The 25,602-nt window shown below is 60.4% G+C and carries 18 protein-coding genes, 1 tRNA gene and 3 rRNA genes (1 of these 22 running past the window's edge); 18 read left to right on the top strand and 4 right to left on the bottom strand.

Annotated elements, in window-relative coordinates; genetic code table 11:
• From ACTG19_RS12180 to ACTG19_RS12130, 11 genes are all read left to right on the top strand, one after another.
• Positions 1-2,022 (top strand): 23S ribosomal RNA (locus tag ACTG19_RS12180) (it extends 868 nt beyond the left edge of the window).
• Between the two features lie 125 nt (positions 2,023-2,147).
• Positions 2,148-2,262, top strand: a 5S ribosomal RNA gene (gene rrf / locus ACTG19_RS12175).
• Positions 2,263-2,308: 46 nt separating this feature from the next.
• Positions 2,309-2,384 (top strand) — tRNA-Thr (locus tag ACTG19_RS12170).
• Between the two features lie 27 nt (positions 2,385-2,411).
• Positions 2,412-2,526: ribosomal RNA gene (gene rrf, locus ACTG19_RS12165) — 5S ribosomal RNA — on the top strand.
• A 165-nt stretch (positions 2,527-2,691) separates the two neighbouring features.
• Complete coding sequence (gene ebgR, locus ACTG19_RS12160; RefSeq protein ID WP_113740291.1) at positions 2,692-3,657, top strand: transcriptional regulator EbgR; 966 nt, start codon at positions 2,692-2,694, stop codon at positions 3,655-3,657.
• A gap of 321 nt (positions 3,658-3,978) precedes the next feature.
• Entirely contained in the window at positions 3,979-7,053 is a 3,075-nt protein-coding gene (gene ebgA, locus ACTG19_RS12155) for a beta-galactosidase subunit alpha (protein WP_113740292.1), read from the top strand.
• A complete protein-coding gene (locus ACTG19_RS12150; RefSeq protein ID WP_113740293.1) occupies positions 7,050-7,505 on the top strand; it encodes a beta-galactosidase subunit beta in 456 nt (151 codons plus the stop codon). The genes ebgA and ACTG19_RS12150 overlap by 4 nt, the downstream gene beginning before the upstream one ends.
• 102 nt (positions 7,506-7,607) lie before the next feature.
• On the top strand, positions 7,608-9,053 hold the full coding sequence (locus ACTG19_RS12145; protein ID WP_113740294.1) for an amino acid permease: 1,446 nt from the start codon (positions 7,608-7,610) through the stop codon (positions 9,051-9,053).
• A 76-nt stretch (positions 9,054-9,129) separates the two neighbouring features.
• Positions 9,130-9,468: a tRNA-binding protein gene (locus ACTG19_RS12140; RefSeq protein WP_005342042.1), complete on the top strand. Its 339-nt coding sequence runs from the start codon at positions 9,130-9,132 to the stop codon at positions 9,466-9,468.
• A gap of 166 nt (positions 9,469-9,634) precedes the next feature.
• Positions 9,635-11,080, top strand: a complete 1,446-nt coding sequence (locus tag ACTG19_RS12135) for an amino acid permease (protein ID WP_439989112.1) — start codon at positions 9,635-9,637, stop codon at positions 11,078-11,080.
• 292 nt (positions 11,081-11,372) lie between these two features.
• A complete protein-coding gene (locus ACTG19_RS12130) occupies positions 11,373-12,323 on the top strand; it encodes a bile acid:sodium symporter family protein (protein ID WP_058056266.1) in 951 nt (316 codons plus the stop codon).
• Between the two features lie 79 nt (positions 12,324-12,402).
• Here ACTG19_RS12130 and ovoA read toward each other — a convergent pair whose 3' ends face one another.
• Positions 12,403-14,553 (bottom strand): 5-histidylcysteine sulfoxide synthase, encoded by a 2,151-nt coding sequence (gene ovoA, locus ACTG19_RS12125; RefSeq protein WP_113740296.1) that lies wholly within the window; start codon positions 14,551-14,553, stop codon positions 12,403-12,405.
• A gap of 363 nt (positions 14,554-14,916) precedes the next feature.
• Between ovoA and ACTG19_RS12120 the strand changes: the two genes are divergently transcribed.
• Entirely contained in the window at positions 14,917-15,639 is a 723-nt protein-coding gene (locus tag ACTG19_RS12120) for a head GIN domain-containing protein (RefSeq protein WP_439989111.1), read from the top strand.
• A gap of 50 nt (positions 15,640-15,689) precedes the next feature.
• Here ACTG19_RS12120 and fghA read toward each other — a convergent pair whose 3' ends face one another.
• Together fghA and ACTG19_RS12110 are read right to left on the bottom strand one after the other, a co-directional pair.
• Entirely contained in the window at positions 15,690-16,526 is an 837-nt protein-coding gene (gene fghA / locus ACTG19_RS12115) for an S-formylglutathione hydrolase (protein WP_439989110.1), read from the bottom strand.
• A 48-nt stretch (positions 16,527-16,574) separates the two neighbouring features.
• Positions 16,575-17,702 (bottom strand): S-(hydroxymethyl)glutathione dehydrogenase/class III alcohol dehydrogenase, encoded by a 1,128-nt coding sequence (locus ACTG19_RS12110; RefSeq protein WP_439989109.1) that lies wholly within the window; start codon positions 17,700-17,702, stop codon positions 16,575-16,577.
• A 120-nt stretch (positions 17,703-17,822) separates the two neighbouring features.
• Between ACTG19_RS12110 and ACTG19_RS12105 the strand changes: the two genes are divergently transcribed.
• Positions 17,823-18,728 carry a LysR substrate-binding domain-containing protein gene (locus tag ACTG19_RS12105; protein WP_042055364.1) on the top strand — a complete coding sequence of 302 codons (906 nt, stop codon included), beginning with the start codon at positions 17,823-17,825 and terminating at the stop codon, positions 18,726-18,728.
• 120 nt (positions 18,729-18,848) lie between these two features.
• Here ACTG19_RS12105 and ACTG19_RS12100 read toward each other — a convergent pair whose 3' ends face one another.
• Positions 18,849-19,712, bottom strand: coding sequence for a YicC/YloC family endoribonuclease (locus ACTG19_RS12100; protein ID WP_042055361.1), 864 nt, complete (start codon positions 19,710-19,712; stop codon positions 18,849-18,851).
• 147 nt (positions 19,713-19,859) lie between these two features.
• Between ACTG19_RS12100 and rph the strand changes: the two genes are divergently transcribed.
• The 5 genes from rph to ACTG19_RS12075 all read left to right on the top strand — a co-directional run bounded on the left by rph (position 19,860) and on the right by ACTG19_RS12075 (position 25,597).
• Positions 19,860-20,576, top strand: coding sequence for a ribonuclease PH (gene rph / locus ACTG19_RS12095; protein ID WP_005339589.1), 717 nt, complete (start codon positions 19,860-19,862; stop codon positions 20,574-20,576).
• A gap of 75 nt (positions 20,577-20,651) precedes the next feature.
• Positions 20,652-21,317 (top strand): orotate phosphoribosyltransferase, encoded by a 666-nt coding sequence (gene pyrE / locus ACTG19_RS12090; protein WP_088870390.1) that lies wholly within the window; start codon positions 20,652-20,654, stop codon positions 21,315-21,317.
• A 178-nt stretch (positions 21,318-21,495) separates the two neighbouring features.
• On the top strand, positions 21,496-23,925 hold the full coding sequence (locus ACTG19_RS12085) for a heavy metal translocating P-type ATPase (RefSeq protein WP_439989108.1): 2,430 nt from the start codon (positions 21,496-21,498) through the stop codon (positions 23,923-23,925).
• The gene (gene cueR, locus ACTG19_RS12080; protein ID WP_106844324.1) at positions 23,926-24,315 is read left to right on the top strand and encodes a Cu(I)-responsive transcriptional regulator; all 390 of its coding nucleotides are present in this window, start codon (positions 23,926-23,928) and stop codon (positions 24,313-24,315) included.
• A 127-nt stretch (positions 24,316-24,442) separates the two neighbouring features.
• Complete coding sequence (locus tag ACTG19_RS12075; RefSeq protein ID WP_005339596.1) at positions 24,443-25,597, top strand: GGDEF domain-containing protein; 1,155 nt, start codon at positions 24,443-24,445, stop codon at positions 25,595-25,597.
• Positions 25,598-25,602 lie beyond the last annotated feature (5 nt).

Raw genomic sequence — 25,602 nt, 5'->3', positions numbered from 1 at the left:
GGGGTCATCCCGACTTACCAACCCCATGCAAACTCCGAATACCAGTAAGTAATATCCGGGAGACACACGGCGGGTGCTAACGTCCGTCGTGAAGAGGGAAACAACCCAGACCGCCGGCTAAGGTCCCAAAGTTCTGGTTAAGTGGGAAACGATGTGGGAAGGCTCAGACAGCTAGGATGTTGGCTTAGAAGCAGCCATCATTTAAAGAAAGCGTAATAGCTCACTAGTCGAGTCGGCCTGCGCGGAAGATGTAACGGGGCTCAAACCAGGCACCGAAGCCGCGGATTCACACTTATGTGTGAGTGGTAGGGGAGCGTTCTGTAAGTCTGCGAAGGTGTATCGAGAGGTATGCTGGAGATATCAGAAGTGCGAATGCTGACGTAAGTAACGATAAAGGGGGTGAAAAGCCTCCTCGCCGGAAGACCAAGGGTTCCTGTCCAACGTTAATCGGGGCAGGGTGAGTCGACCCCTAAGGCGAGGCCGAAAGGCGTAGTCGATGGGAAGCAGGTTAATATTCCTGCACGACTTGTAATTGCGATGGGGGGACGGAGAAGGCTAGGTGGGCCAGGCGACGGTTGTCCTGGTGAAAGTGCGTAGGTGGTGTTTCTAGGCAAATCCGGAGACACAACACTGAGACACGAGACGAACACACTACGGTGTGGAAGCCATTGATGCCCTGCTTCCAGGAAAAGCCTCTAAGCTTCAGATTACAAGTCATCGTACCCCAAACCGACACAGGTGGTCGGGTAGAGAATACCAAGGCGCTTGAGAGAACTCGGGTGAAGGAACTAGGCAAAATAGAACCGTAACTTCGGGAGAAGGTTCGCTCTTGACAGTGAAGTCCCTTGCGGATGGAGCAGTTGGGAGTCGCAGTGACCAGATGGCTGGGACTGTTTATCAAAAACACAGCACTCTGCAAACACGAAAGTGGACGTATAGGGTGTGACACCTGCCCGGTGCCGGAAGGTTAATTGATGGGGTTAGCGCAAGCGAAGCTCTTGATCGAAGCCCCGGTAAACGGCGGCCGTAACTATAACGGTCCTAAGGTAGCGAAATTCCTTGTCGGGTAAGTTCCGACCTGCACGAATGGTGTAACCATGGCCATGCTGTCTCCACCCGAGACTCAGTGAAATCGAATTCGCCGTGAAGATGCGGTGTACCCGCGGCTAGACGGAAAGACCCCGTGAACCTTTACTACAGCTTGGCACTGAACATTGAACCTACATGTGTAGGATAGGTGGGAGGCTTTGAAGGCGTGACGCCAGTTGCGCTGGAGCCGTCCTTGAAATACCACCCTTGTATGTTTGATGTTCTAACGCAGGGCCCTGAATCGGGCTCGCGGACAGTGCCTGGTGGGTAGTTTGACTGGGGCGGTCTCCTCCCAAAGAGTAACGGAGGAGCACGAAGGTTGGCTAATCCTGGTCGGACATCAGGAGGTTAGTGCAATGGCATAAGCCAGCTTAACTGCGAGACGGACAGGTCGAGCAGGTACGAAAGTAGGTCATAGTGATCCGGTGGTTCTGAATGGAAGGGCCATCGCTCAACGGATAAAAGGTACTCCGGGGATAACAGGCTGATACCGCCCAAGAGTTCATATCGACGGCGGTGTTTGGCACCTCGATGTCGGCTCATCACATCCTGGGGCTGAAGTCGGTCCCAAGGGTATGGCTGTTCGCCATTTAAAGTGGTACGCGAGCTGGGTTCAGAACGTCGTGAGACAGTTCGGTCCCTATCTGCCGTGGGCGTTGGATGATTGAAGGGAGTTGCTCCTAGTACGAGAGGACCGGAGTGAACGAACCTCTGGTGTTCGGGTTGTCACGCCAGTGGCACTGCCCGGTAGCTAAGTTCGGAATCGATAACCGCTGAAAGCATCTAAGCGGGAAGCGAGCCCTGAGATGAGTCATCCCTGACCCCTTGAGGGTCCTAAAGGGCCGTTGGAGACCACAACGTTGATAGGTGGGGTGTGTAAGCGCGGCGACGTGTTGAGCTAACCCATACTAATTACCCGTGAGGCTTAACCATACAACACCCAAGAAGTGTTCTGGGCCTTGTAGCAAATACCAAGCGAACTACTAACTAATTCAGTGATAGCGACAAGCCAATAGGCAACCTCGTTACTCACGTCAGCTTTCTGGATTAAGAATTTGCCTGGCGGCCATAGCGCCGTGGAACCACCTGATCCCATGCCGAACTCAGAAGTGAAACGCGGTAGCGCCGATGGTAGTGTGGCATTCGCCATGCGAGAGTAGGACACTGCCAGGCACCCAATTTCAAGATTACGCCCAGCGTGGTCTTTACCGGTTAGTGTGCTGATATGGCTCAGTCGGTAGAGCGCATCCTTGGTAAGGATGAGGTCCCCAGTTCGATTCTGGGTATCAGCACCATTTTCAAGTTAGTTTTAAAAGCTTTTGCCTGACGGCCATAGCGCCGTGGAACCACCTGATCCCATGCCGAACTCAGAAGTGAAACGCGGTAGCGCCGATGGTAGTGTGGCATTCGCCATGCGAGAGTAGGACACTGTCAGGCACCTATTTAGAAGAGGCCTCCCATTCGGGAGGCCTTTTTGCATTTCTGACTTCCAAAAATCTGCCATGCCGCCGGCATTTTAGTAAAAGTGCTGGGCTATCAAGGGATTGCCCGTTACTCTTTAGCCGTTGCCGATTAACACGTGATGCTGCCAGCGAGGTATTGATGGCTACGTTGAAGGAAATTGCACAGGAAGCGGGGGTTTCTCTCGCCACGGTATCCCGGGTACTGAACGAGGATCCCAGCCTGAGCGTCAAGGAAGAGACCAAGCAGCGGATCTTCGAGATTGCCGAACGGCTGGAGTACAAGACCAGCAGCGCCCGCAAGGGGGTACACAAGAGCAAGCTGCACTTTCTGGTGGTCTATGCCTATCCCCAGAGTACCGAGGTCAACGACCCTTACTATCTCGCTATCCGTTATGGCATCGAGACCCAAAGTGCCCGCCTCAATATCGAACTGACTCATCTCTACAACTGCGGTGAAGGGCGCGAACTGAGCGCCGTGGATGGCATTCTGGTGGTCGGTACCCTCACAGCCGAACGTCTCGTCCAGCTAAGGTCTTGTTCCAGCCAGCTGGTGTTTGTCGACTGCCGTTCACAGGGAGAGTTCGACTCGGTCGATGTGGATCTCGCCCTGATCAGCCAGCAAGTGGTGGATTATTTTATCGCTCAGGGACACCAGCGCATCGGTTATATCGGTGGCCAGGATGAGAATCCGGATCTGCGCGAACTGGCCTTCCGGGATTATGGTCAGCGGCTGGGGGTGGTGCAGGAGAACGACCTCTATCGTGGGGACTTCTCCAGTGCCTCCGGCTACCAGTTGGCGAAGGAGATGCTGGCGGGTGACTGGCCCAAGGCGCTGTTTGTCGCCTCCGACTCCATCGCCATCGGTGTGCTGCGTGCCATTCATGAGAAGGGACTGGCGATTCCCCAGCAGATCGAGCTTATCAGCGTCAACGATATCCCGACCGCCAAGTTCACCTTCCCGCCGCTCTCCACGGTGCGGATCCACTCCGAGTTGATGGGCTCCCAGGGGGTCAATTTGCTGGTTGAGCGGCTGCGTGACGAGCGTGATATTCCCCTTCGGGTACTGGTACCGAGCAAGTTGACCCTGCGTGGCACCACTCGCTGATTTTAGTAAAATACTCTGCTTTTTAGTCGTGCCATCTTGCGGTGGTGCGACTCCTCTCCCAAGTAAACTTATTTCCCATATCATCCCGTGACGTCATATCGTATTGTTTTATAGTTGATTTTATTGCAGTTCAGCCAACGGCTATCAACATCTATGCCACTCATCCATATCTTGCCCTCCTTTATCTCCCGCTTCTGATCTCGCTCACAAAACCATCTGTTCATTGTGATCAGGTTAAAACTTTACCAATCCAAAGCTTATATTTAGTAAATGTTTATCTAGAGTTTACCCAGTTAACGTTGCCTTGTTCCGGGAGGACATGTGAATAACTGGGAAAACGTCCAATTCGTTGGTGAAAACAGGCTGGCCCCGCGTGCCTACTTCTTCTCTTATGCCGACCACGCGCTGGCGGCCACCATGCAGCGCGAGCTGAGCCGCCGTTTTCTGAGCCTTGGCGGCCAGTGGCAGTTCCACTACTTCGACCACCCCCTGCAGGTACCGGAGGCCTTCTATCACAGCCCCATGAGCGAGTGGGGCCAGATCACTGTGCCCAACATGTGGCAGATGGAAGGACATGGCCAGCTGCAGTACACCGACGAAGGTTTTCCCTTCCCCATCGACGTGCCCTTCGTGCCGACCAACAACCCCACCGGCGCCTATCAGCGCAGCTTCACGCTGAGCCCGGCCTGGGGCGGCGAGCAGGTGATCATCAAGTTTGACGGGGTGGAGACCTACTTCGAGGTCTATGTGAACGGCCACTATGTCGGCTTCAGCAAGGGGAGCCGCCTTACCGCCGAGTTCGATATCAGCGCCTACGCCAACATTGGCGAGAACCTGCTGTCAGTGCGGGTGATGCAGTGGGCTGACTCCACTTACATCGAAGATCAGGACATGTGGTGGATGGCGGGGATCTTCCGCGACGTCTATCTGGTGGGCAAATCGGCCACCCATGTGCAGGACTTCTTTATCCGCACCGCGCTGGCCGATGACAATCAAAGTGCCACCCTGAGCTGCGATATCCAGCTGGAAAATCTGGGGGCGCCCGCCCGTGATCACCGTCTGGTCTGGTCCCTGCTGGATCAAGGCCGCGAGATCGCCAGTGGCTCCCTCGATCATCTCGCCATCGACGGCAAGTGTGATTGCCGCTTCACGCTGGATCTGGCCAACCCCCATTTGTGGAGCGCCGAAGATCCTTACCTCTATCAGTTGCAACTCTCCCTCTACAACAGTCAGGGCGAGCTGCTGGAAGTGATCCCGCAGCGGGTCGGGGTGCGTGAAATCAAGGTCAAGGATGGCCTCTTCTACGTCAACGGCCACTACCTCAAGCTGCACGGGGTGAACCGCCACGACAACGACCATCTCAAGAGCCGTGCGGTCGGAATGGATCGTGTTGAACGCGATATCGTGCTGATGAAGCAGCACAACCTCAACTCGGTGCGCACCGCCCACTACCCGAACGACCCGCGTTTCTACGAGCTGTGCGACCAGTACGGTCTGTTCGTGATGGCGGAGACCGACGTGGAGACCCACGGTTTTGCCAACGTCGGCGATCTCAGCCGCATCACCGACGACCCCTTCTGGGAGCCGGTGTTCGTGGATCGCATCGAGCGCCACGTGCACGCCCAGAAGAACCACCCCTCCATCATCATCTGGTCGCTTGGCAACGAGTCCGGCTACGGCTGCAACATCAGAGCCATGTACCAGCGCTGCAAGGCGATCGACCCGACCCGGCTGGTGCACTACGAAGAGGATCGCGATGCCGAGGTGGTGGATGTGGTGAGCACCATGTATTCGCGCGTCTCCCAGATGAACTGCTTCGGCGAGTTCCCGATGGAGAAGCCGCGCATCCTCTGCGAATACGCCCACGCCATGGGTAACGGCCCGGGTGGCCTCAGCGAATATCAGCAGGTGTTCGACCGCCATCCCCACATTCAGGGCCACTACATCTGGGAGTGGTGCGATCACGGCATTCTGGATCAGGACGAGCAGGGGCGTGCCGTCTACAAGTACGGCGGCGACTACGGCGACTACCCCAACAACTACAACTTCTGCATGGATGGCCTCATCTATCCGGATCAGACCCCGGGGCCTGGCCTGCGCGAATACAAGCAGGTGATCTGCCCGGTCAAGGTGCGCGCTCTGGATCTGGCCAGCGGCAAGCTGGCGGTGGAAAACCGCTACTGGTTCTCCACTCTCGACGATATCCGTCTACTGGTCGAAGTGAAGGCCGAGGGCGAACTGCTGGCCAGCCAGCAAATCCGGCTGGAAGGGGTTGCCCCCGGTGCCACCACAGAGCTGCAACTCGAACTGCCATCCCTCGATGGTAGGGAAACCTTCGTCCAGCTGCGGGTCATCAAGGCCAGTGCCACCCGCTATAGCGCGGCGGAGCACCAGCTGGGCCAGTACCAGTTCCAGCTGAAAGAGTCGACTCGCCAGCTGCAGCCCTTTGCCAATCCCAACGCCACCCCGTTGCATATCGCCGATGAGCGCCTTGACCTAACCCTAAGTGGCAGCGGCTTCGCCCTGCGCTTCTCGCGCCTCGACGGCAAGCTGGTGAGCTGGCAGCAGGATGGTATCGAGCTGATTGAGCGCTCGCCGCGTCTCACCTTCTTCAAGCCGATGATTGACAACCACAAGCAGGAGTACGAGAGCCTGTGGCACCCCAACCACCTGCAGATCATGCAGGAGCACTTCCGCACTCTGAGCTGGCGTCAGCTGGGCGAGGCGGTCGAGGTAACGGTCGAGAGTCTGATTGCGCCGCCGGTGTTCGACTTTGGCATGCGCTGCCGCTACGTCTACACCCTGAGCCCGAACGGTCAGCTGCACGTGGCACTCTCCGGTCAGCCCTACGGCGGTTATGACGACATCATCCCCAAGATCGGCTTCGAGCTGGGCATTCGTCAGGATCTCGACCGGGTGCACTACTACGGCATGGGGCCGGGCGAGAACTATCAGGACAGCCGCCAGAGCAACTGGATCGACAGCTTCCAGAGCACAGTCGGCGAGATGTGGGAGCACTACCCCTTCCCGCAGGACAACGGCAACCGCCAGCAGGTGCGCTGGGCGACATTGACCAACCGCCACGGCGCCGGTCTCTACGTGCGGCCCGATGCCCCCATCAACCTGAGCGTCTGGCCCTACAGCTGGGAGCATATCCACGCGGCGCAGCACATCAACGAGCTGGAACCGAGCGGTTATCTCACCCTCAATCTGGATCACAAGGTACTGGGGCTCGGCTCCAACTCCTGGGGCTCCGAGGTGCTGGACTCCTGGCGGGTGCGCTTCGAGCCGTTCAGCTTCGGCCTGACCCTGCTGCCCATCGCTCGCGGCAACCTCAATCCGGCTGCGCTGGCCGGGCTCGATCTCACCATCAACGGCGGGAGGAACCTCGCATGATCACCCTGGACAACCTGACTCTGTTCAAAAACATCTACCGGGAGGGCAAGAAGTGGGGCCGCTGCGTGGAGGCCATCAACAACCTGCCAAACCTCAAACCCGGCATCTGCCACTCCATCGGTGACTCCCTCACCTATCGCTTGCAGGAGGGGGCCAGCCCGGCCGCCTCGTTGTTCGAGGGGCAGCGCCGTTACTTCGACGTTCACTACTACCTGGAAGGAGCAGAGACGGTGGAGTGGGCCCCCAAATCGGAGCTGGCGGTCGAGCAGGCTTATGACGACACCACAGACCGCGAGTGGCTGGCCGGTGAGGTGCGTGAGCGCCAGCAGGTGGGCAACGGGCAGGTGGTGATCTTCGAGAACGACGAGGCTTACAGGTTTGTCGGCGACGGGCCGGTGCGCAAGGTGATCATCAAGGTCACCGTCGAAGGCGGCTACTTCAAGAACAAATAACAAGCCGCCGGTTCTGCACTGATAAAAGCCGGAAGGGCGGGGCTCACCCTACAACCCATGCCCCGCTCTTTCGCTAGATAACTACAGGTCTGGAGATGCACCATGTCTGATTCCAAACGCAATACGATAGGCAAGTTTGGTCTGCTGTCGCTCACCTTCGCGGCGGTATTCAGCTTCAACAACGTCATCAACAACAACATCGAGATCGGTCTGGCCTCGGCCCCGATGTTCTTTCTGGCCACCATTTTTTACTTCATTCCGTTTTGCCTGATCATTGCGGAATTTGTGTCACTGAATAAGAACTCCGAAGCGGGCGTCTATGCCTGGGTGAAGAGCTCCCTCGGCGGGCGCTGGGCCTTTATCTCCGCCTACACCTACTGGTTCGTGAACCTCTTCTTCTTCACCTCGCTGCTGCCGCGGGTTATCGCCTACGCCTCCTATGCCTTTCTCGGCTACGAGTACATTCTCACTCCGGTGGCGACCACGGCGTTGAGCATGGTGCTGTTTGCCTTTGCCACTTACGTTTCCACTAACGGTGCCAAGATGCTGGGCCCCATCACCTCGGTGACCTCGTCCCTGATGCTGCTGCTGACCCTCTCCTACATTCTGCTGGCGGGTGCGGCACTGGTGGGCGGCGTACAGCCGGCTGACCCCATCACGGTAGAGGCCATGGTCCCCGATTTCAGCTGGGCCTTCCTCGGCATCACTACCTGGATCTTTATGGCAGCCGGTGGCGCCGAGTCAGTGGCGGTCTACGTCAATGACGTGAAAGGGGGCTCCAAATCCTTCGTGAAGGTGATCATCGTCGCCGGGATCTTTATCGGGGTGCTCTACTCCATCGCATCGCTCTTGATCAACGTGTTCGTCCACAGCGACACCCTGAAATACACCGGCGGCTCGGTGCAGGTGTTCGAGGGGCTGGCGGCCTACTTCGGCTTGCCGGAGATCCTGATGAACCGCTTCGTCGGGCTGGTCTCCTTCACCGCCATGTTCGGCTCCCTGCTGATGTGGACCGCGACCCCGGTGAAAATCTTCTTCTCCGAGATCCCGGCCGGCATCTTCGGCAAGAAAACCGTCGAGCTGAACGAGAACGGCGTACCCGCCCGCGCTGCCTGGATCCAGTACCTCATCGTGCTGCCGCTGATGGTGATCCCGACCCTGGGCTCCAACACAGCGCAGGATCTGATGAACACCGTCATCAACATGACCGCCGCCGCCTCCATGCTGCCGCCGCTGTTCATCATGCTGGCCTACCTCAATCTGCGGCTGAAGCTCGACCACCTGCCGCGGGATTTCAGGATGGGTTCGCGCACCACCGGCATCGCCGTGGTGTCGGTACTGATCGCCATCTTCTCGGTGGGCTTCCTCGCCTCCACCTTCCCGACCGGCGCCGACATCATGACCATCATCTTCTACAACGTCGGCGGGATCGTGATTTTCCTCGGCTTCGCCTGGTGGAAGTACAACCGCTACGAAGCCTCCCTCAGCGCCGAAGCACGCGCGAAAGAGGCCCAGCCGACGGCGCAGGTTGCCATGCAGACACCATAGCCACTGCATTGACTCTCAATCAAACCGGGTGGCCGTTGGCCACCCGCAAACCGTTGAACCAGAAAAGGAAAAGAGCATGAGCGAGACGATCGAGTTTGCCGAATTCAAACGGGTCGAGATGAAGGTGGGCAAGGTGCTGGAGGTGGTGCGTCACCCCGGTGCCGACAAACTCTACATCGTCCAGATCGATGTGGGTGGCGAGCGGCCGCTGCAGACTGTCACCAGTCTGGTGCCCTACTACAGCGAAGAGGAGCTGATGGGCAGCGAGGTGGTGGTACTGACCAACCTCAAGCCCACCAAGATGCGCGGCGAGCGATCCGAGTGCATGTTGCTCTGCGCCGAGACCCCGGACGAGAGCCAGAGCGTGCTGTTGCAACCGCGGGTGCCGATGGCGCCGGGCACCCCGATCGTCTGAATGGTATTGCGAGCCGGTGCGGGAGACGGTACCGGTTCACCAACGAGGTCGTCCTCGTGGCCCGATCATAACAAGAGAGTAAAGGGCGGGGCCGACAGACCCTTGCCGAACACATCACAGAGTCACAGCGTTCCCCGCAGGGAGCGCGAGTCCATTGGAGGACACCATGTCTGAATCCGTACGCGGCACCATAGGCAAGTTTGCCTTGTTGTCGATGACCTTTGCCGCCGTGTTCAACGTGCGCAACATCGTCAACAACAACATCGAGCTGGGGCTCAGCTCCGCCCCCATCTTCCTGCTGGCGACCATCGTCTACTTCATTCCGTTCGTCTTCATCATCGCCGAGTTCGTTTCGGCCAACAAAAACTCCGAGTCGGGGATGTACGACTGGCTTAAAAAACCGCTCGGCACCCGGATGGCCTATCTGGGCTCGTTTCTCTACTGGTTCGTGAACCTGTTCTGGTTTGTCTCCCTGCTGCCCAACGTCATCGCCTACGCCTCCTACGCCATGCTGGGTTATGAGTACAGCTTCTCGCCCATGGTCACCTCGATCATCTCCATCGTGCTGTTTGCGGCGGCAACCCACATCTCCACCAAGGGGGCGAGCTGGCTCGGCAAGATTGCCGAGATCGTGGCCTACGGGGTATTTGCCCTGTTCGCCATCTATGTGCTGGGCGCCCTCATGGCCCTGAGTGGCGATCATGTGCCGGCCCAGCCCATCACCCTGGAGGCAATGACTCCCACCGTCAACTGGGCGACGCTGGGCATCATGTGCTGGATCTTCCAGGCGGCAGGCGGTGCCGAAACGGCGGCGGCCTACCTCAATGACGTGAAGGGGGGCCAGAAGTCCTTTATCAAGGTAATCATCAGCGCCGGTATCGTCATCGGTGCCATGTATGCGGTCGGTTCCCTGCTGGTGAACGTGTTCGTACCGCGCGAGAGCCTCACCTATGCCGGCGGCATGGTGGAGATCTTCACCGGCATGGCGCAGTATTTCGGGCTCTCCGAGGCGCTGGTGGGCCGCTTCGTCGGCGTGGTGCTGTTCATCGCCATGTTCGGCTCCATGATGATGTGGACCTCGGCGCCGGTGAAGATCCACTTCTCCGAGATCCCGCAGGGGGTTTACGGCGAGAAGACCACCCAGCTCAACAAGCACGGCGTGCCGGTGCGCGCCGCCTGGTGGCAGTTTGTCTTCGTGTTCGCGATGCTGGTGGTCAACGGCTTCGGCTCCGAGTCGGTACAGCAGATGATGAACACCGCCATCAACCTCACCGCCGGTACCGCCATGTTGCCGCCGATCTTCATCATGGTGGCCTACTTCGTGTTCCGCTGGAAACATGACGATACCCCCCGTGACTTCCGCATGGGGTCGCGCAAGTTCGGGATGGGCGTGGTGTCGGTGCTGATCGCCATCTTCGTGGTGAGCATGAGCGCCTCCGCCTTCCCGGCCGGGGTGGATCTGGTGCGCGCCTTCTTCATCAACGTCTTTATGACTGCTGTCTTCTCGGCACTGGCCTACTGGTGGATCTCCCGCTTCGAGACGCGGCAGGCTAGCAAGCTTGCCGGCAATGAGAAGAAAACGGGCAACGGCAAGCTGGCCAGCCAGCGCTGATCGGCTGAGCGAAAAAGCGGGACGGGCGGCTTGGGTCGCCCGTTTTTTATCCATTTTTAGCCGTTTGGGAGCTTTCAGGGCTGGCTTATCGTCAACTTTTGCTGCGCAATATGGCGACGGCGTTAAGCATTGATGAACAATTATTCGCCGCTCAACTTTGCGCCTCTCCGTTATCGGGGTAAGCTGGAGGTTCGTTTTAGCGGGAGGTGCCAGACATCTCCCGCTCTGTTTCTTGTCCTCCCCAATCCTGACTGTCGCCATGGCTGCAGGATGCCCTTCTGATGGAGACCTTTTGCGTCTGGATCCCTTTACTGTTGTGCTGATTGCGGTGGTCACCCTGGCCTCCCTCTTTCCCTGCGAGGGGCAGGTGGCCGTCTGGTTCGGTCTGCTGACCAAGCTGGCGGTGGCGCTCCTGTTCTTCATGCATGGCGCCAAGCTGTCGCGCCAGAACCTGCTGGCGGGCCTCGGTCACTGGCGGCTCCATCTGGTGGTGATGCTCAGCACTTTCGTGCTGTTTCCGCTGCTCGGGCTGCTGCTCACCCCGCTGGTGCCGAGCTGGCTGAGCCCGGCTATCTACCTCGGCTTCCTCTATCTCTGCGCTCTGCCTGCCACCGTGCAGTCGGCCATCGCCTTTACCTCGATGGCGGGGGGCAATGTGTCGGCGGCGGTGTGCAGCGCCTCGGCCTCCAGCATCCTCGGCATCTTCCTCTCGCCGGTGCTGGTGGGGATGATGATCCACGTACAGGGGGAGGGGATCGACACCTGGCACTCCATCCAGTCCATCATGATGCAGCTGATGCTGCCGTTCGTGGTGGGCCACCTGTCGCGCCCGCTCATTGGCCGCTGGGTCGACAGCCATCGGCCGCTCATCGGCAAGCTGGATCAGAGCTCCATCCTGCTGGTGGTCTATGTGGCCTTCAGCGAGGCGGTGGTACAGGGGATTTGGCACCAAGTAGGCTGGTACGATCTGGCCAGTATTGTGCTGCTGAGCTGCGTCTTGCTGGCGCTGGTGCTCTGCTGGAACGTCTGGATCAGCCGTCGCCTCGGTTTCGACAAGGCGGACGAGATCACCATCGTCTTCTGCGGCTCCAAGAAGAGTCTCGCCAACGGGGTGCCGATGGCCAACGTCATGTTCCCGGCCGCCAGCGTCGGGGTGATGGTGCTGCCGCTGATGATCTTCCACCAGATCCAGCTGATGGTCTGCGCCGTGCTGGCGCGCCGCTATCACGAGCAGGGGCATTGATACTCGCGACGTTTTTTCTGTCATAACAAGAGGGAGGCCCGTTGGCCTCCCTCTTCTCATCTGCATGCCGACCGGCGGATTAGCGTTTGCGCCAGACGGTTAGCTGCGCCACCGTGTGCTGGTATTTGCGGGCGGTCTCGCGGATGACGAAAGGCACATCCCGCGGCGGGCAGTGCTCCTCGAACTCCGCCGCCAGCAGCCGTTGCAGCGCCTGATAGGTGGTGAGCGCCTCGCCGTTTTCACGAATGCCGCCGAGCCAGTTGGCGGGCGGGGTATATTCCGCCAGCCATGTATAGGGGCTGGTGAGCACCAGCAGGCCACCGCTGCGCAGCCGGGGAGCGATATCCCGCAGGAAGCGGGCGGGCTCCCGCAGCCGGTCGATCAGGTTGGAGGCGAGCACCAGATCGTAGTGGTCATATTTGGGCTTGAGGTTGCAGGCATCCCCCTGACTGAAGTGGATGCGCTCAGCCTGACTCGCCCCCAGCCCGTGGCTCGACAGGCGTGCCTCGCAATACTCCACCAGTTCACCCTCCAGCGGAATGGCGTAGCGGAAGCTGTCCTGGCTGGCGAGGGCCAGCGCCACGTCGATGAAGCGGGCTGAGTAGTCCACCCCGTCCACATGCTGGAAGTGGCGAGCCAGTTCGAAGCTGGCACGACCGGTGGCGCAGCCGATATCCAGCGCCCGCTGGTGGTTGCTGCACAGCTCGCCAGCAAGATCAGCAAGCGTCTTGGCGTAGTTGGCTACCCCGAAGTGGCTCGGGCCGTACTGGAAGTCGAGGTACTGAGCGACCAGCGTGTCGGTTTCATAGGGATTCACGATAACGGGTTCCTGATAACGGGAGACCAGATAGCGGAAACCCGCATGCTGGAAGAAGTGACGCCGGAAGGCGTAACGGGATGATTTGAGCGCTTCGTTACCCGTGCTGATCCAGCTGCCCCCCTTGATCAGGGTGTGCTTGCCATCAAAGGTGGGGGTGGAGAAGTCGTCGTAGAGCGGGTGGATTTTAAAGCCGTCGAAGCCGTCGATGGCGGTGCTGGTCCACTGCCAGACATTGCCCACCAGATCGAAGAACTCCCCTTGCGGGCAGGCATCCACCGGGCAGGAGGAGGCGAAACGGGCCAGATTGATATTGCCGGGGGCTTCCGTCCAGTCCGGCTGATCGCCGGGTAGCTGTTCGCGCAGCAGCTGCCACTCCGCCTCGCTCGGCAGCTGGATTGGCAGACCGGTGCGAGCTGCCTGCCAGCGACAGAAGGCAGCCGCCTCCAGCTGATTCACCTCGACTGGCCAGTCCCAGGGCATGGCGACCTGCTCGGTCATCAGCCGCAGCTGCAATTGTTCGGGCTCGGCGGGGTCACCCACCCAGAAGGTGGGCATCTGCGCCTTGGCGTACTGGCACCAGCTCCACCCCTCTTCATCCCACCACTGTTGCTGGCCGTAGCCCCCCGCCTGGACGAAGGCGAGGTACTCGGCATTGCTCACCAGCATGCGGCTGGCCTGAAACGGGGCCAGCTCGATATGGCGCTCGCCATATTCGTTGTCCCAGCCGTAGGTGGCGTCCTGCTTGCCAAGGCGCACCTTGCCGCCGGCCACCGGCAGCAGACTGTTGGCGGGTACCTGATCAATGCGGTGGCGGACTTCGGTACAGGCGGGCCAATAAGGCTGCGGCCGCACCCAGGCGAGTGGCAACTGGCGGAGCAGCACGCTGGAGGTCTCGAGGTGGATGCGCTCGTGCTCTATCCCCATCAGGATGACCCAGGCCGGGCTCTGCCAGTCGATGGGCAGGGTGAGCGGCATCTGGCGAATAAAATCGCACACCAGCGAACGGACTTTGGCCCGATAGCTGCGTAGCTCGCTGACTTTGGGCCAGTCGTAGTGGGTCTCGTCCAGATCGTCCCAGCTCATCTCGTCCACCCCGATGGCAACCATGGCCTCGATGCGGGCATCCAGCCGCTGGTCGATCAGGCGCGCCGCCAGCAGTTTGTTGATGAAGAAGGCGGCGGTGTGGCCGTAGTAGAAGATGAGCGGATGGCGCAGCGGGATCGCCTTGTTGAACCAGGCCCGCTCATCGGCCAGACAGTCGAACAGTGAGTCGTAGAGATCGAAGGTCTGGCAGAAGTAGGCGAGCAGCTCGCGCCGTTTCTGCTCGTGATCGCTGCCGGTCAGCAACGGGGTGCGAGTCGGCTCCGGCAGACCGGTGGCAGTGGAATAGAGAGGGCTTGCTTGGGTCACGCTCTGGCTCCTTGTTGGCAGTGAAGACTGACAAGACAGTGGTAATGACATTACCGCAATGGAGAGCTTGGTACGCACGAAGTACCACTATTGGCTCAACAGACCGGTACGGCAATCAAAAACTTCCACGGCTTGTCAGCTTAGCGACCGGCAGGACGACCCGCCAATCAGCCAAAATCATATCCGTTCGAGAATGGTTATTTTCACCAAAATATGGTCTAAATGGCTCTCTTAATTCTTCGGTTTGTTCTGGGTTTAATGGTTATTTCCTTTTGAATCATTAAGTTAATTTTTGGCTCACGCTTTGCAAAGCATGAAAACCAATTGGCCCTGGATGGCCAACACATAAGGAGGAGAGTAGTGATGAAATGGATGATGGTGGTCATGTTGATGGCAGGGCTCAGTGGTTGTCACTGGCTGGATCAGACCAGAGTGACCGGAACGGGAGCTGTGGTCGAGCGCCAGCAGGCGCTTGGTGACGGGGTGACCCGGGTGCTGGCGGGGGTGCCTGCCACCCTCCATCTGATTGCGGGGGAGCCGCGCGGTATCCTGATCAAGGGGCAGGAGAACCTGCTGCCCTATCTGGTGCTGACCGAGAGCGGCGACAAGCTGGAGATCGAGGTGAAGGAGGGTTACCGGCTCGATCCTACCGAGCCGCTGGAGCTGACCATCACCTTGCCTGTGTTGAACGAACTGGCATTGGCCGGGACCGGCAACGGCAATCTGAGCGGCTTCAAGGGCGATGAGCTGGTGCTGTCAGTGGCCGGTACCGGTGACATCGTCGCCAGTCAGCTGGAGCTGAAACGGCTGGAAGGAAATATCGCTGGAACCGGCAGTCTGGAGCTGGGCAGCGGTTCGGCACAGGCCATCGAGCTGAACATTGCCGGATCTGGCGATGTGCTCGGGAGCGAGATGCGCGGCAACGAGGTAGAGGTCAATATCGCCGGCAGTGGTGATGTGGCGGTACGGGCGCAGGAGACGCTGAAAGTCGGCATCGCCGGCTCAGGCAACATCGCCTACTGGGGCGATCCCAAGGTGGAGCAGCAGATCGCAGGCTCCGGCGGAGTGACCCGAGCGGGCAGTTGATATCAACCGATCACCACAACTGAAACAGGCCCGCAACGGGCCTGTTTTGATCAGAGGTGGCTGGCGTGAAAGCGCAGGTGCGCCTCGATAAAGCTCGCCACGAAGTAGTAGCTGTGGTCATAGCCCTCGTGGCGGTTGAGCTCCAGCGGCCACCCCTTGCTGGCCGCCACCTCGGCTAGCGCATCGATATGCAACTGCTCGGCGAGGAAGGGATCATCCAGCCCCACATCCACCAGGGTGGGCAGCGGTGTGACCGGCTGGTGGCGCAGCAGCTGGCAGGCATCCCACTCCTGCCACAATAGAGGATTGCTGCCGAGATAGGCGCCGAGCGCCTTCTGGCCCCAGGGGCAGCGGCTCGGGTGGCAGATCGGGCTGAACGCCGAGACCGAGCGGTAGCGACCCGGCTCCCGCAACGCGGCGATCAGCGCACCGTGACCGCCCATGGAGTGGCCACTGATGGCGCGTCGGGTCGAGACCGGGAAGTGGGTCTCTATCAAGTCAGGCAGTTCGCGGGTGACGTAGTCATACATCTGGTAGTGCGCCTGCCAGGGGATCTGGCTGGCGTTGACATAAAAGCCTGCCCCCATGCCGAGGTCATAACCGGGATCGTCCGCTACGCCGTCGCCACGGGGGCTGGTGTCCGGCGCCACCAGGGCGATGCCAAGCTCGGCGGCGATACGCTGGGCACCCGCCTTCTGCATGAAGTTCTCATCGGTGCAGGTGAGGCCACTGAGCCAGTAGAGCACCGGCACCTTCTGGCCGGTGAGGGCCTGGGGCGGCAGATAGATGGCAAAATTCATCTCGCAGCCGAGCACGCTGGCGTGGTGGCGATAGCGCTTGTGCCAGCCGCCGAAGCTCTTGTTGCTGCTGATAATCTCCAGATTCATCGAAGGACTCCTGCACCCCGCCCACGATGGCGGGCGGGGTGATCATGCTCAGTAGTGGATGACGGTGCGGATGCTTTTGCCTTGGTGCATCAGATCGAACGCCTCGTTGATCTGCTCCAGCGCCATGGTGTGGGTGATGAAGTCATCGAGGCGGAACTCACCCTGCATGTAGCGCTGCACATAGCTCGGCAGTTCGCTGCGACCGCGTACCCCGCCGAAGGCGCTGCCGCGCCAGACCCGACCGGTCACCAGCTGGAACGGACGGGTGCTGATCTCCTGACCCGCTCCGGCGACGCCGATAATGACCGACTCGCCCCAACCCTTGTGGCAGCACTCCAGCGCTGCACGCATCACCTTGACGTTGCCGATGCATTCGAAGGAGAAGTCGACGCCGCCATCGGTCAGCTCAACGATCACCTCCTGAATCGGTTTGTCGTAATCGTTCGGGTTGATGCAGTCGGTGGCGCCCAGCTTGCGGGCCAGCTCGAACTTGCTCTCGTTGATATCGATGGCGATGATGCGACCGGCCTTGGCCAGACGGGCACCGATCACTGCGGAGAGGCCGATGCCACCCAGCCCGAAGATGGCGATGCTCTCACCTTCCTTCACCTTGGCGGTGTTCATCACGGCGCCGATGCCGGTGGTGACGCCGCAGCCGAGCAGGCAGACCTCTTCCAGCGGGGCGGCCGGGTCCACCTTGGCGATGGAGATCTCCGGCAGTACCGTGTATTCGCTGAAGGTGGAGGTGCCCATGTAGTGATAGATGGGCTGGCCATCTTTCGAGAAGCGGGTGGTGCCGTCCGGCATCAGCCCCTTGCCCTGAGTGGCGCGGATCTTCTGGCAGAGGTTGGTCTTGCCGGATTTGCAGAACTTGCACTCGCCGCACTCGGGGGTGTAGAGCGGGATCACGTGATCGCCCACCTTGACGCTGGTGACCCCTTCGCCGACCGATTCGACGATGCCGCCCCCCTCGTGGCCGAGAATGCAGGGGAAGACCCCTTCCGGATCCTCACCGGAGAGGGTGAAGGCATCGGTGTGGCAGACGCCGGTGGCGACGATGCGCACCCGCACCTCGCCCGCTTGCGGCGGCATGACTTCTACTTCTTCGATGGAGAGGGGCTGGCCCGGGCCCCAGGCGATGGCGGCTTTACACTTGATACTTTGAACCTGTGCCATGAATGACATCCTTCTTGTTGAGCAGGGTGAACAGAGATGAGTTCGGGCATTCAGTGTAGTTTCCCGCCGATTTGGTGATAATGAGGGCAAATCTCAAATCACTTTTACACACAGGTAATAATGTTCGGCTGGGAAGGGATCTGTGAATTTGTCAGCGTGGCGGAGCAGGGGGGCTTTACTCCGGCGGCACGCAAGCTGGGAGTATCGGTGGCGCAAGTGAGCCGTCAGGTGGCGCAGCTGGAGGATCGGCTGCAGGCCAAGCTGCTGCTGCGCACCACCCGTCAGGTGCGGCTCACCGAGCTTGGCGAGATCTACTATCGCCACTGTCGTCAGCTGCTGGACAACCTCTACGAGGCGGAGCTGGCGGTGGGGCGCCATCAGGCGGTGCCGCAAGGCACCCTGCGCATCACGGCCCCCGTCTCCTACGGCGAGAGCCGCATAGCCCCGCTGGTGAACGACTTTATGGTGCGTTTCCCCCAGCTGGAGGTGACCCTCAACCTCACCAACCAGCTGCTGGATCTGGTGCACGAGGGCTACGATCTGGCGCTGCGGCTCGGCCACCTCAAGGATTCGACGCTGGTGGCGCGCAAGCTGGCGCAGCGGGTGCCCTATGTCTGCGCCTCACCGGCTTACACCGCCCGCCACGGCATGCCCAACAGCCTCTCCGAGCTGACCCGCCACACCTGTCTGGTGGGCAACAGCGACGAGTGGCACTTCACCCTGGATGGCCGCCCCCACAGCGTGCGGGTGCGCGGCTTGCTGCAGTGCAACAGCGGTCACGCCCTGCTGGACGCGGCGCTCAAGGGGATCGGCATTATCCAGCTGCCGGACTACTACGTGAGCGACCATTTGGCCCGAGGCGAGCTGATCGAGTTGCTGCCTGAACTGCGGGCCCCGGCCGAGGGGATTTGGGCCCTCTATCCCCACAATCGCCACCTCTCCCCCAAGGTGCGGCTGCTGGTGGATTATCTGGCCGAGCGGCTGAGCGACCCTCACCAACCGGCGCTGGTGATGCCGATAGGCTAGGGTGCTCCCCTGCCGTTGACTCACCGGCGGCGGGCGACAGGTGCGATGGCCTGAAAATAAAAGAGCCCTTGAGGAATCAAGGGCTCTTTTGCAGGTAGCAACCGGATGGTCAGTGACCCATTACTCGATATTCTGGATCTGCTCGCGCATCTGCTCGATGAGGACTTTCAGCTCGACGGCGGACTGGGTCACTTCGGCATTGATGGACTTGGAGCCCAAGGTGTTCGACTCGCGGTTGAACTCCTGCATCATAAAGTCGAGACGACGACCGCAGGCGCCACCCTTCTTCATGATCTTGTTGGTTTCGCTGATGTGCATCTCCAGACGATCCAGCTCTTCGGCCACGTCGATCTTCTGGGCCAGCAGCACGATCTCCTGCTCGATGCGGGCCGGATCCAGCTCCACCTTGGCTTCGGCCAGACGGTCGGTGAGCTTCTGGCGCTGCCACTCGATGATCTGCGGCAGGTGGACGCGCACCTTCTTCACTTCCACCTGAATACCGGCCAGACGCTGTTCGATCAGCGCCTTGAGGTTGGCCCCTTCGCTGGCGCGGGAGGCGAGGAAATCTTCCATGGTCTGGTCAAACCCGCCGAGCAGCTCGGTGGCAACCGCGTCCATGTCCTGTTCGGCGGCAGCCATGACGCCCGGCCAACGCAGTACGTCGACCGGGTTGAGCTGGCCCTGGCCTGCTTCTTTCATTACCCAGTTGGCGCTGTCGATGATCAGCTTGGCCAGCTCTTCATTGATATGGAGTTGGCTGGCAGCGGCCTGAGCGGCTTCAAAACGCAGGTTGCACTCCACCTTGCCGCGCTGCAGCTTGGCGCGGAAACGCTCACGCAGTACCGGCTCCAGGCTGCGCAGTTGCTCCGGCAGGCGAATGTAGGTTTCCAGATAGCGCTGGTTTACCGAACGAATTTCCCAAACGGCTGTGCCCCAGTCGCCCTTGAATTCCTTGCGGGCGTAGGCGGTCATGCTGTGAATCATTGATTGTTCCGGGCTTGATGAAGTGTGGCGGGATTATACCCAGCTGGGGGCAGGGCGTCAGCCGAAGTGTTGGTTTTAGCGGCTGATATTTGGGGCGGGATCACTTATAATCCCCCGCCAATTTGAGCCAGCCCAGAGGTCCGTTCCATGTCACGTCCAAGCGATCGCAGTGCCGCGCAACTTCGCCCAGTTACCATTACCCGCAATTTCACCAAACATGCAGAAGGCTCAGTGCTGGTGGAGTTCGGTAACACTCGCGTGCTCTGCACCGCCAGCGTTGACACCAGCGTGCCGCGCTTCCTGAAAGGGAAGAATCAGGGCTGGGTAACTGCCGAATACGGCATGCTGCCGCGCTCCACCCACTCCCGGATGAACCGCGAAGCGGCCTCCGGCAAGCAGAGTGGCCGCACTCTGGAGATCTCCCGTCTGATCGCCCGCTCCCTGCGCGCGGCGGTAGACCTGACTGCGCTGGGCGAGCACTCCATCACAGTTGACTGTGACGTGCTGCAAGCCGATGGCGGCACCCGCACCGCTTCCATTACCGGTGCCTGCGTGGCGCTGGTGGATGCGCTGAACTGGATGGTCGAGAAGGGCATGATCAAGCAGAGCCCGCTCAAGCAGATGATCGCCGCCGTCTCCGTCGGCATGTATCAGGGTGAAGCCATCTGCGATCTGGAGTACATCGAAGACTCCGCCGCCGAGACCGACATGAACGTGGTGATGACCGAAGATGGTCGCATCATCGAGGTGCAAGGCACCGCGGAGGCCGAGCCCTTCACCCATGAGGAGCTGCTGGAGATGCTGGCGCTCGCCAAGGGCGGCATCGCCGACATCATTGCGCTGCAGAAGCAGTCGCTCTCCTGATTTTAAAAACGCGGCATTGACCGCGTTTTTTTATACCCCCACACAAGACAACGACAAGCCAAGCAAGGAGCCAGAATGAAAGCCTACCAGCGTCAATTTATCGAGTTCGCCCTGGAGAAACAGGTCCTCAAATTCGGTGAATTTACCCTGAAATCCGGTCGTAAAAGCCCCTACTTCTTCAACGCCGGTCTGTTCAACAGCGGCCGCGATCTGGCCCGCCTCGGCCGCTTCTATGCCGCTGCCTTGATGGATGCCGGTATCGAGTTTGACGTGCTGTTTGGCCCGGCCTACAAGGGGATCCCCATCGCCTCCGCTACCGCGGTACAGCTGGTGGAGCAGCACGATGTGGATGTGCCCTGGTGCTTCAACCGCAAGGAGGCCAAGGATCACGGCGAGGGCGGCAATCTGGTGGGCAGCCCGCTTAAGGGACGCATCATGCTGGTGGATGACGTCATCACTGCCGGTACCGCCATCCGCGAATCCATGGATTTGATCCAGGCCAACGGCGCCTCGCTGGCGGGCGTGCTGATCGCGCTGGATCGTCAGGAGAAGGGCAAGGGCGAGCTCTCCGCCATTCAGGAAGTGGAGCGTGACTACGGCGCCCACATCATCGCCATCATCCAGATGAGCGACCTGATCGCTTATTTGGAAGAAAAGCTGGAAGAGAAGCAGGCCGAGCAGCCGGAGCTGGCGGCGCAACTGGCGGCCATGAAGGCTTACCGCGCCCAGTACGGTATCTGAGTTCCGCTCACACCGCGCAATAGCTGAATGCGGCGCCTTTTTGCTCTCTGGCAGCAAACGGGCGCCGTTTTTTCATCTGCAAAAAGTGGATCATGTGGCTTGAGCTTGCCCTTACAGTAAAGGTTAGGGTTTGCCAGTCGGCGTTTTGTGGTGCCGACGGGTTCCGGGGAGGAACAACATGACCACTCATCTTCAATCACCCATTCATCTGCAGTTGCCGCTCAGCGGCATGAGCTGCGCCAACTGCGCAGGCCGCATCACGACCGCCCTCAACAAGCTTGAAGGGGTATCGGCCACCGTCAACTTCGCGCTGGAGCAGGCAGCCATCGAGCTGGCCAGCCCTGACCGCCTGCCGGCGGTGCTCGACAGCATCAAAAGTCAGGGTTATGACTACGGTAGCGAGACCTTTTTGTTTCAAATTACCGGTATGACTTGTGCCGGTTGTTCGGCTCGACTGAACAAGATGCTGGTCGCGCTGCCCGGCGTTATCTCAGCCGAGGTCAACTTCTCCATCGAACAGGCCCGGATCGTGCTGGTGCCCGGGATGCAGACGCCCGCCGCTTTGCGCGAGCAGATCGAGGCGCTCGGCTTTGGCGCCCAGTTGGCACAAGGCTCGGCCAGCGGCCGCCGCCAGCAGTTGCTGGAGCGGGAAGCGCAGGAGGCCGCCACTGCCCGTCAGGCGCAAACCCGGGTCATCGTCTCGGCTTTGCTGACGTTGCCGCTGCTGGCGGGGATGCTGGCCATGGCCGGACTGTTCCCCTGGCATCTGCCCGCCTGGCTCGAGTTGCTGCTCGCCACCCCGGTGCAGTTCTGGATCGGTGCCCGCTTCTATCGCGGCGCCTGGCTCGCCATCAAGAACCGCGCAGCCAATATGGATGTGCTGGTTGCCACCGGCACCAGCGCTGCTTACTTCTACAGTCTCTATCTGTTGTTGACGCTGGGGATGGCCGCCAGCGGCAAGCTCTATTTCGAGGCGAGCGCCATCATCATCACCCTGATCTCCCTCGGCAAGTTGCTGGAAGCTCGGGCCAGACGCAGCACCCAGTCCGCTATTCGCGAACTGATGGCGCTGCGGCCGGAAACCGCCACCGTCTGGCGTGGCGAGAGCTGGCAGAGCGTCGCCATCGATGAGGTGCTACGCGGCGATCGGCTGCGGGTGCTGGTGGGTGAGCGGGTACCGGTGGATGGCAGAATCGTGAGTGGCGCCAGCGAGCTGGACGAGTCGATCCTCACCGGCGAGAGCCTGCCGGTGCCGCGCGGCGAGGGCGACAAGGTGCTGGGCGGCGCCATCAACCGCTCCGGCGTGCTGGAGATCGAAGCCACTACCGTGGGGGAGGATTCCAGCCTCAGCAAGGTCATCGCATTGGTGGAGAGTGCCCAGATGGGCAAGGCGCCGCTGCAACAGCTGGTGGACAAGGTCTCCGCCATCTTCGTACCTGTGGTGATGGCCATCGCCCTCTTTACCCTGCTGGTGTGGTACGCCATCAGCAACGACTTCGGTCAGGCACTGCTGGCAGCGGTGGCAGTACTGGTGATCGCCTGTCCCTGCGCGCTGGGGCTGGCAACGCCTGCGGCCATCGTCACCGGTACCGGGGTGGCGGCGCGCCACGGCATCCTGATCAAGGATGTAGATACCTTGCAGAAGGCCCACGCCATCAAGGCGCTGATCTTCGACAAGACCGGCACCCTGACTCAGGGCAAGCCGGTGCTGGCCAGCTGGAGCGGCAATGACGAGCAGTTGCATCTGGCCGCCGCCCTGCAGCAGGCGAGCGAACACCCGCTGGCACTGGCGATGCGGGAGGCCGTCGGCACAGAAGTGGCGTTGCCCCAGCCGGAGGCAGTGGAGGTGCGGGTTGGGGCCGGTATTGTCGGTCAGGTGGCGGGCCACAGGGTCGCCATCGGCAATGGTTCCCTGCTGGCCCAGCTCGGCATTGATCAGCCGAAACAGGATGAACAAGCCGCCGATGGGGCGACCCGGGTTTGGGTTGCCATCGACGGTGCTGTGGTTGGTATCGCTGCTTTGGCCGATACCCTGCGCCCCGAGAGCCCGGAAGCCATCGCCACCCTGCGCCAGCGCGGCATCGCCAGCTGGCTGGTGAGCGGCGATGCACCGGCGCCGGTGACCCATATTGCCGCCAAGCTGGGGCTGGACGGGGCCTTCGACTCCGTGCTGCCAGCGGGCAAGGTGGAGAAAGTGGAGGCGCTGCGGGGGCAAACTCGCGGGCTGGTGGCCATGGTGGGGGACGGGGTGAACGACGCCCCGGCGCTGGCGGCGGCGGATGTCGGTATCGCCATGGGCTCCGGCTCCGACGTGGCGATGGAGACCGCTTCCATCACCCTTATGCGCTCTGATCCGCGGCTGGTGGCCGATGCCATCGATATCTCGGCGGCCACCTGGCGCACCATACAGCAGAATCTGTTCTGGGCCTTCGTGTTCAACATCATCGGCATTCCGCTGGCGGCGCTGGGCTACCTGAGCCCCGAGCTGGCGGGGGCTGCCATGGCCCTGAGCAGCATTACCGTTTTGAGCAATTCCCTGTTATTGAAACGCTGGCAGCCCAGGGCGGCGCACGGGCCAGCATCCAACCCGATCAGTAAGGAGGCATAAATGAATATCAGCAAGGTTGCCAAGGCCACTGGGCTGACTGCCAAGACCATCCGTTATTACGAGAGCATTGGCCTCATCACAGCCCCGGTACGCAGTGACAACGGCTATCGCAGTTACACCGAGGGGGCGCTGCGCGAGCTGCGTTTCGTCAAGCGGGCGCGGGAGACCGGCTTCAATCTGGAGGAGTGTCAGGAGCTGCTGGCGCTCTACCGTGACGAGCACAGAACCAGCGCCCAGGTGAAGAAGCTGGCGCAGGAGAAGATCGTCGATCTGCGCGCTCGCATCGCCGGGCTGCAGGCGATGCTCAGCTCGCTGGAGGGGTTGGTCTGCTGCTGTCACGGGGATGAAAATCCCGAGTGCCCGATCCTCGACGAATTGGAGAAGGGGTGAGCAAGGGCTCACCTGCCAGCGCAGAAGAAATCGTTGTTGATTGATTAACTTCTTAATAAGCGGCGCTTTATTGTTGCGGGTCAGGGGGTAATGGTAGACTGCTCGGCTCTTGTACAGGAGTACTCAGTTGACCCAGAGTGTGACACGCCAGGTTAAGCAGGCCATCATGGCCCAGCTCTATACCCATGCATCGTTCAGTCTCCCCTGTTTGGGCGTGTTGGCATTTGGCTGGAGTCTACTGTTTCACGACTATCTACCCGCCATCGAAGCGCTCGGTTGGCTGGCAGGCACTTTCCTGTGGCTGCTGGGTCGGGGCTGGCACCTGCGCTGGCGCCGAGCCCGCCTGCACCAGACGCCGTTGCCGGTGCTGGAGCGGGAGCTCTTTATCGGAGCCACCATCACCTCCATCATCTGGGCTCTCGGGGTGCTGCTCTACATGGACAAGCTGCCCGATACCTACCGGGCCGCCATGATGATGCTCTCCAGCCTCATTCTTACCGGCAGCGCCATCATGCTGTTTGGCAGCCGCCGTACCCTCTATGGTTCCGCCCTGCCGCTGGGCATGGCGATGCTGTTCGAGCTGGGCAATGGCAACGAGCAGGAGCGGATTGTCTCCTGCATGCTGGCGGGCTATCTGTTTGTCTTTCTGCCGACCCTGTTGCGCCGGATGCGGCGGGATCAGATCGCCTCGCTCCACCACCGTTTCTCCAACGCCGAACTGGTGGCCGAGCTGAAGGCTGTCTCCGAGCATTTGCGTCTCACCTCCCGCCTCGACGGCCTGACCGGCATCGCCAACCGCGCCCATCTCGACGACTCTCTGGAGCGGGCCTGGCGGCGCTGTCACCGCGCCCGAGCGCCGTTGTCGCTGGTGCTGGTGGATGTGGATTACTTCAAGCAGTTCAACGATCTCTACGGCCATCAGCTGGGGGATGACTGCCTGCAACAGGTGGCGGGCTTGCTGGCCGAGGTGGAGCGGCGCGAGGACGATCTGGCGGCCCGTTACGGGGGCGAAGAGTTTGCCTTGCTGCTGCCCTGCACCGGCATGCAGGGGGCATTGCAGGTGGCGGACAATGTCCGGCAGGCGCTCAAGGAGCTGGCCATCCCGCACCAGAAGTCACTGGTCTCCGGTCGGGTCACATGTAGTTTTGGTGTTGCGACACTGATACCGGACAACAGCATGAAAATCGCCGATTTGATCCAAAAAGCGGATGCGGCACTCTATCAGGCCAAGCATAATGGGCGGGATCGAATCGAAGTAGCCTTGATGGGTAAGGTTGCCTGAATTTA

Source organism: Aeromonas sp. 3P (genome assembly GCF_051919745.1).
Taxonomy (GTDB): Bacteria; Pseudomonadota; Gammaproteobacteria; order Enterobacterales; family Aeromonadaceae; genus Aeromonas; species Aeromonas veronii.
The sequence above is the reverse complement of the archived record's forward strand: the minus strand, read 5'-3'. Positions and strand labels throughout refer to the sequence as shown.

What these genes read in the sequence shown, in the direction of transcription:
- ACTG19_RS12120 (WP_439989111.1), top strand. Translation starts at nt 14,917, where the DNA reads ATGAAATGGATGATGGTGGTCATGTTGATGGCAGGGCTCAGTGGTTGT.
- ACTG19_RS12135 (WP_439989112.1), top strand. Translation starts at nt 9,635, where the DNA reads ATGTCTGAATCCGTACGCGGCACCATAGGCAAGTTTGCCTTGTTGTCG.
- ACTG19_RS12100 (WP_042055361.1), bottom strand. Translation starts at nt 19,712, where the DNA reads ATGATTCACAGCATGACCGCCTACGCCCGCAAGGAATTCAAGGGCGAC.
- ACTG19_RS12105 (WP_042055364.1), top strand. Translation starts at nt 17,823, where the DNA reads ATGTTCGGCTGGGAAGGGATCTGTGAATTTGTCAGCGTGGCGGAGCAG.
- ACTG19_RS12140 (WP_005342042.1), top strand. Translation starts at nt 9,130, where the DNA reads ATGAGCGAGACGATCGAGTTTGCCGAATTCAAACGGGTCGAGATGAAG.
- ACTG19_RS12110 (WP_439989109.1), bottom strand. Translation starts at nt 17,702, where the DNA reads ATGGCACAGGTTCAAAGTATCAAGTGTAAAGCCGCCATCGCCTGGGGC.
- pyrE (WP_088870390.1), top strand. Translation starts at nt 20,652, where the DNA reads ATGAAAGCCTACCAGCGTCAATTTATCGAGTTCGCCCTGGAGAAACAG.
- rph (WP_005339589.1), top strand. Translation starts at nt 19,860, where the DNA reads ATGTCACGTCCAAGCGATCGCAGTGCCGCGCAACTTCGCCCAGTTACC.
- ACTG19_RS12085 (WP_439989108.1), top strand. Translation starts at nt 21,496, where the DNA reads ATGACCACTCATCTTCAATCACCCATTCATCTGCAGTTGCCGCTCAGC.
- fghA (WP_439989110.1), bottom strand. Translation starts at nt 16,526, where the DNA reads ATGAATCTGGAGATTATCAGCAGCAACAAGAGCTTCGGCGGCTGGCAC.
- cueR (WP_106844324.1), top strand. Translation starts at nt 23,926, where the DNA reads ATGAATATCAGCAAGGTTGCCAAGGCCACTGGGCTGACTGCCAAGACC.
- ACTG19_RS12145 (WP_113740294.1), top strand. Translation starts at nt 7,608, where the DNA reads ATGTCTGATTCCAAACGCAATACGATAGGCAAGTTTGGTCTGCTGTCG.
- ebgR (WP_113740291.1), top strand. Translation starts at nt 2,692, where the DNA reads ATGGCTACGTTGAAGGAAATTGCACAGGAAGCGGGGGTTTCTCTCGCC.
- ACTG19_RS12150 (WP_113740293.1), top strand. Translation starts at nt 7,050, where the DNA reads ATGATCACCCTGGACAACCTGACTCTGTTCAAAAACATCTACCGGGAG.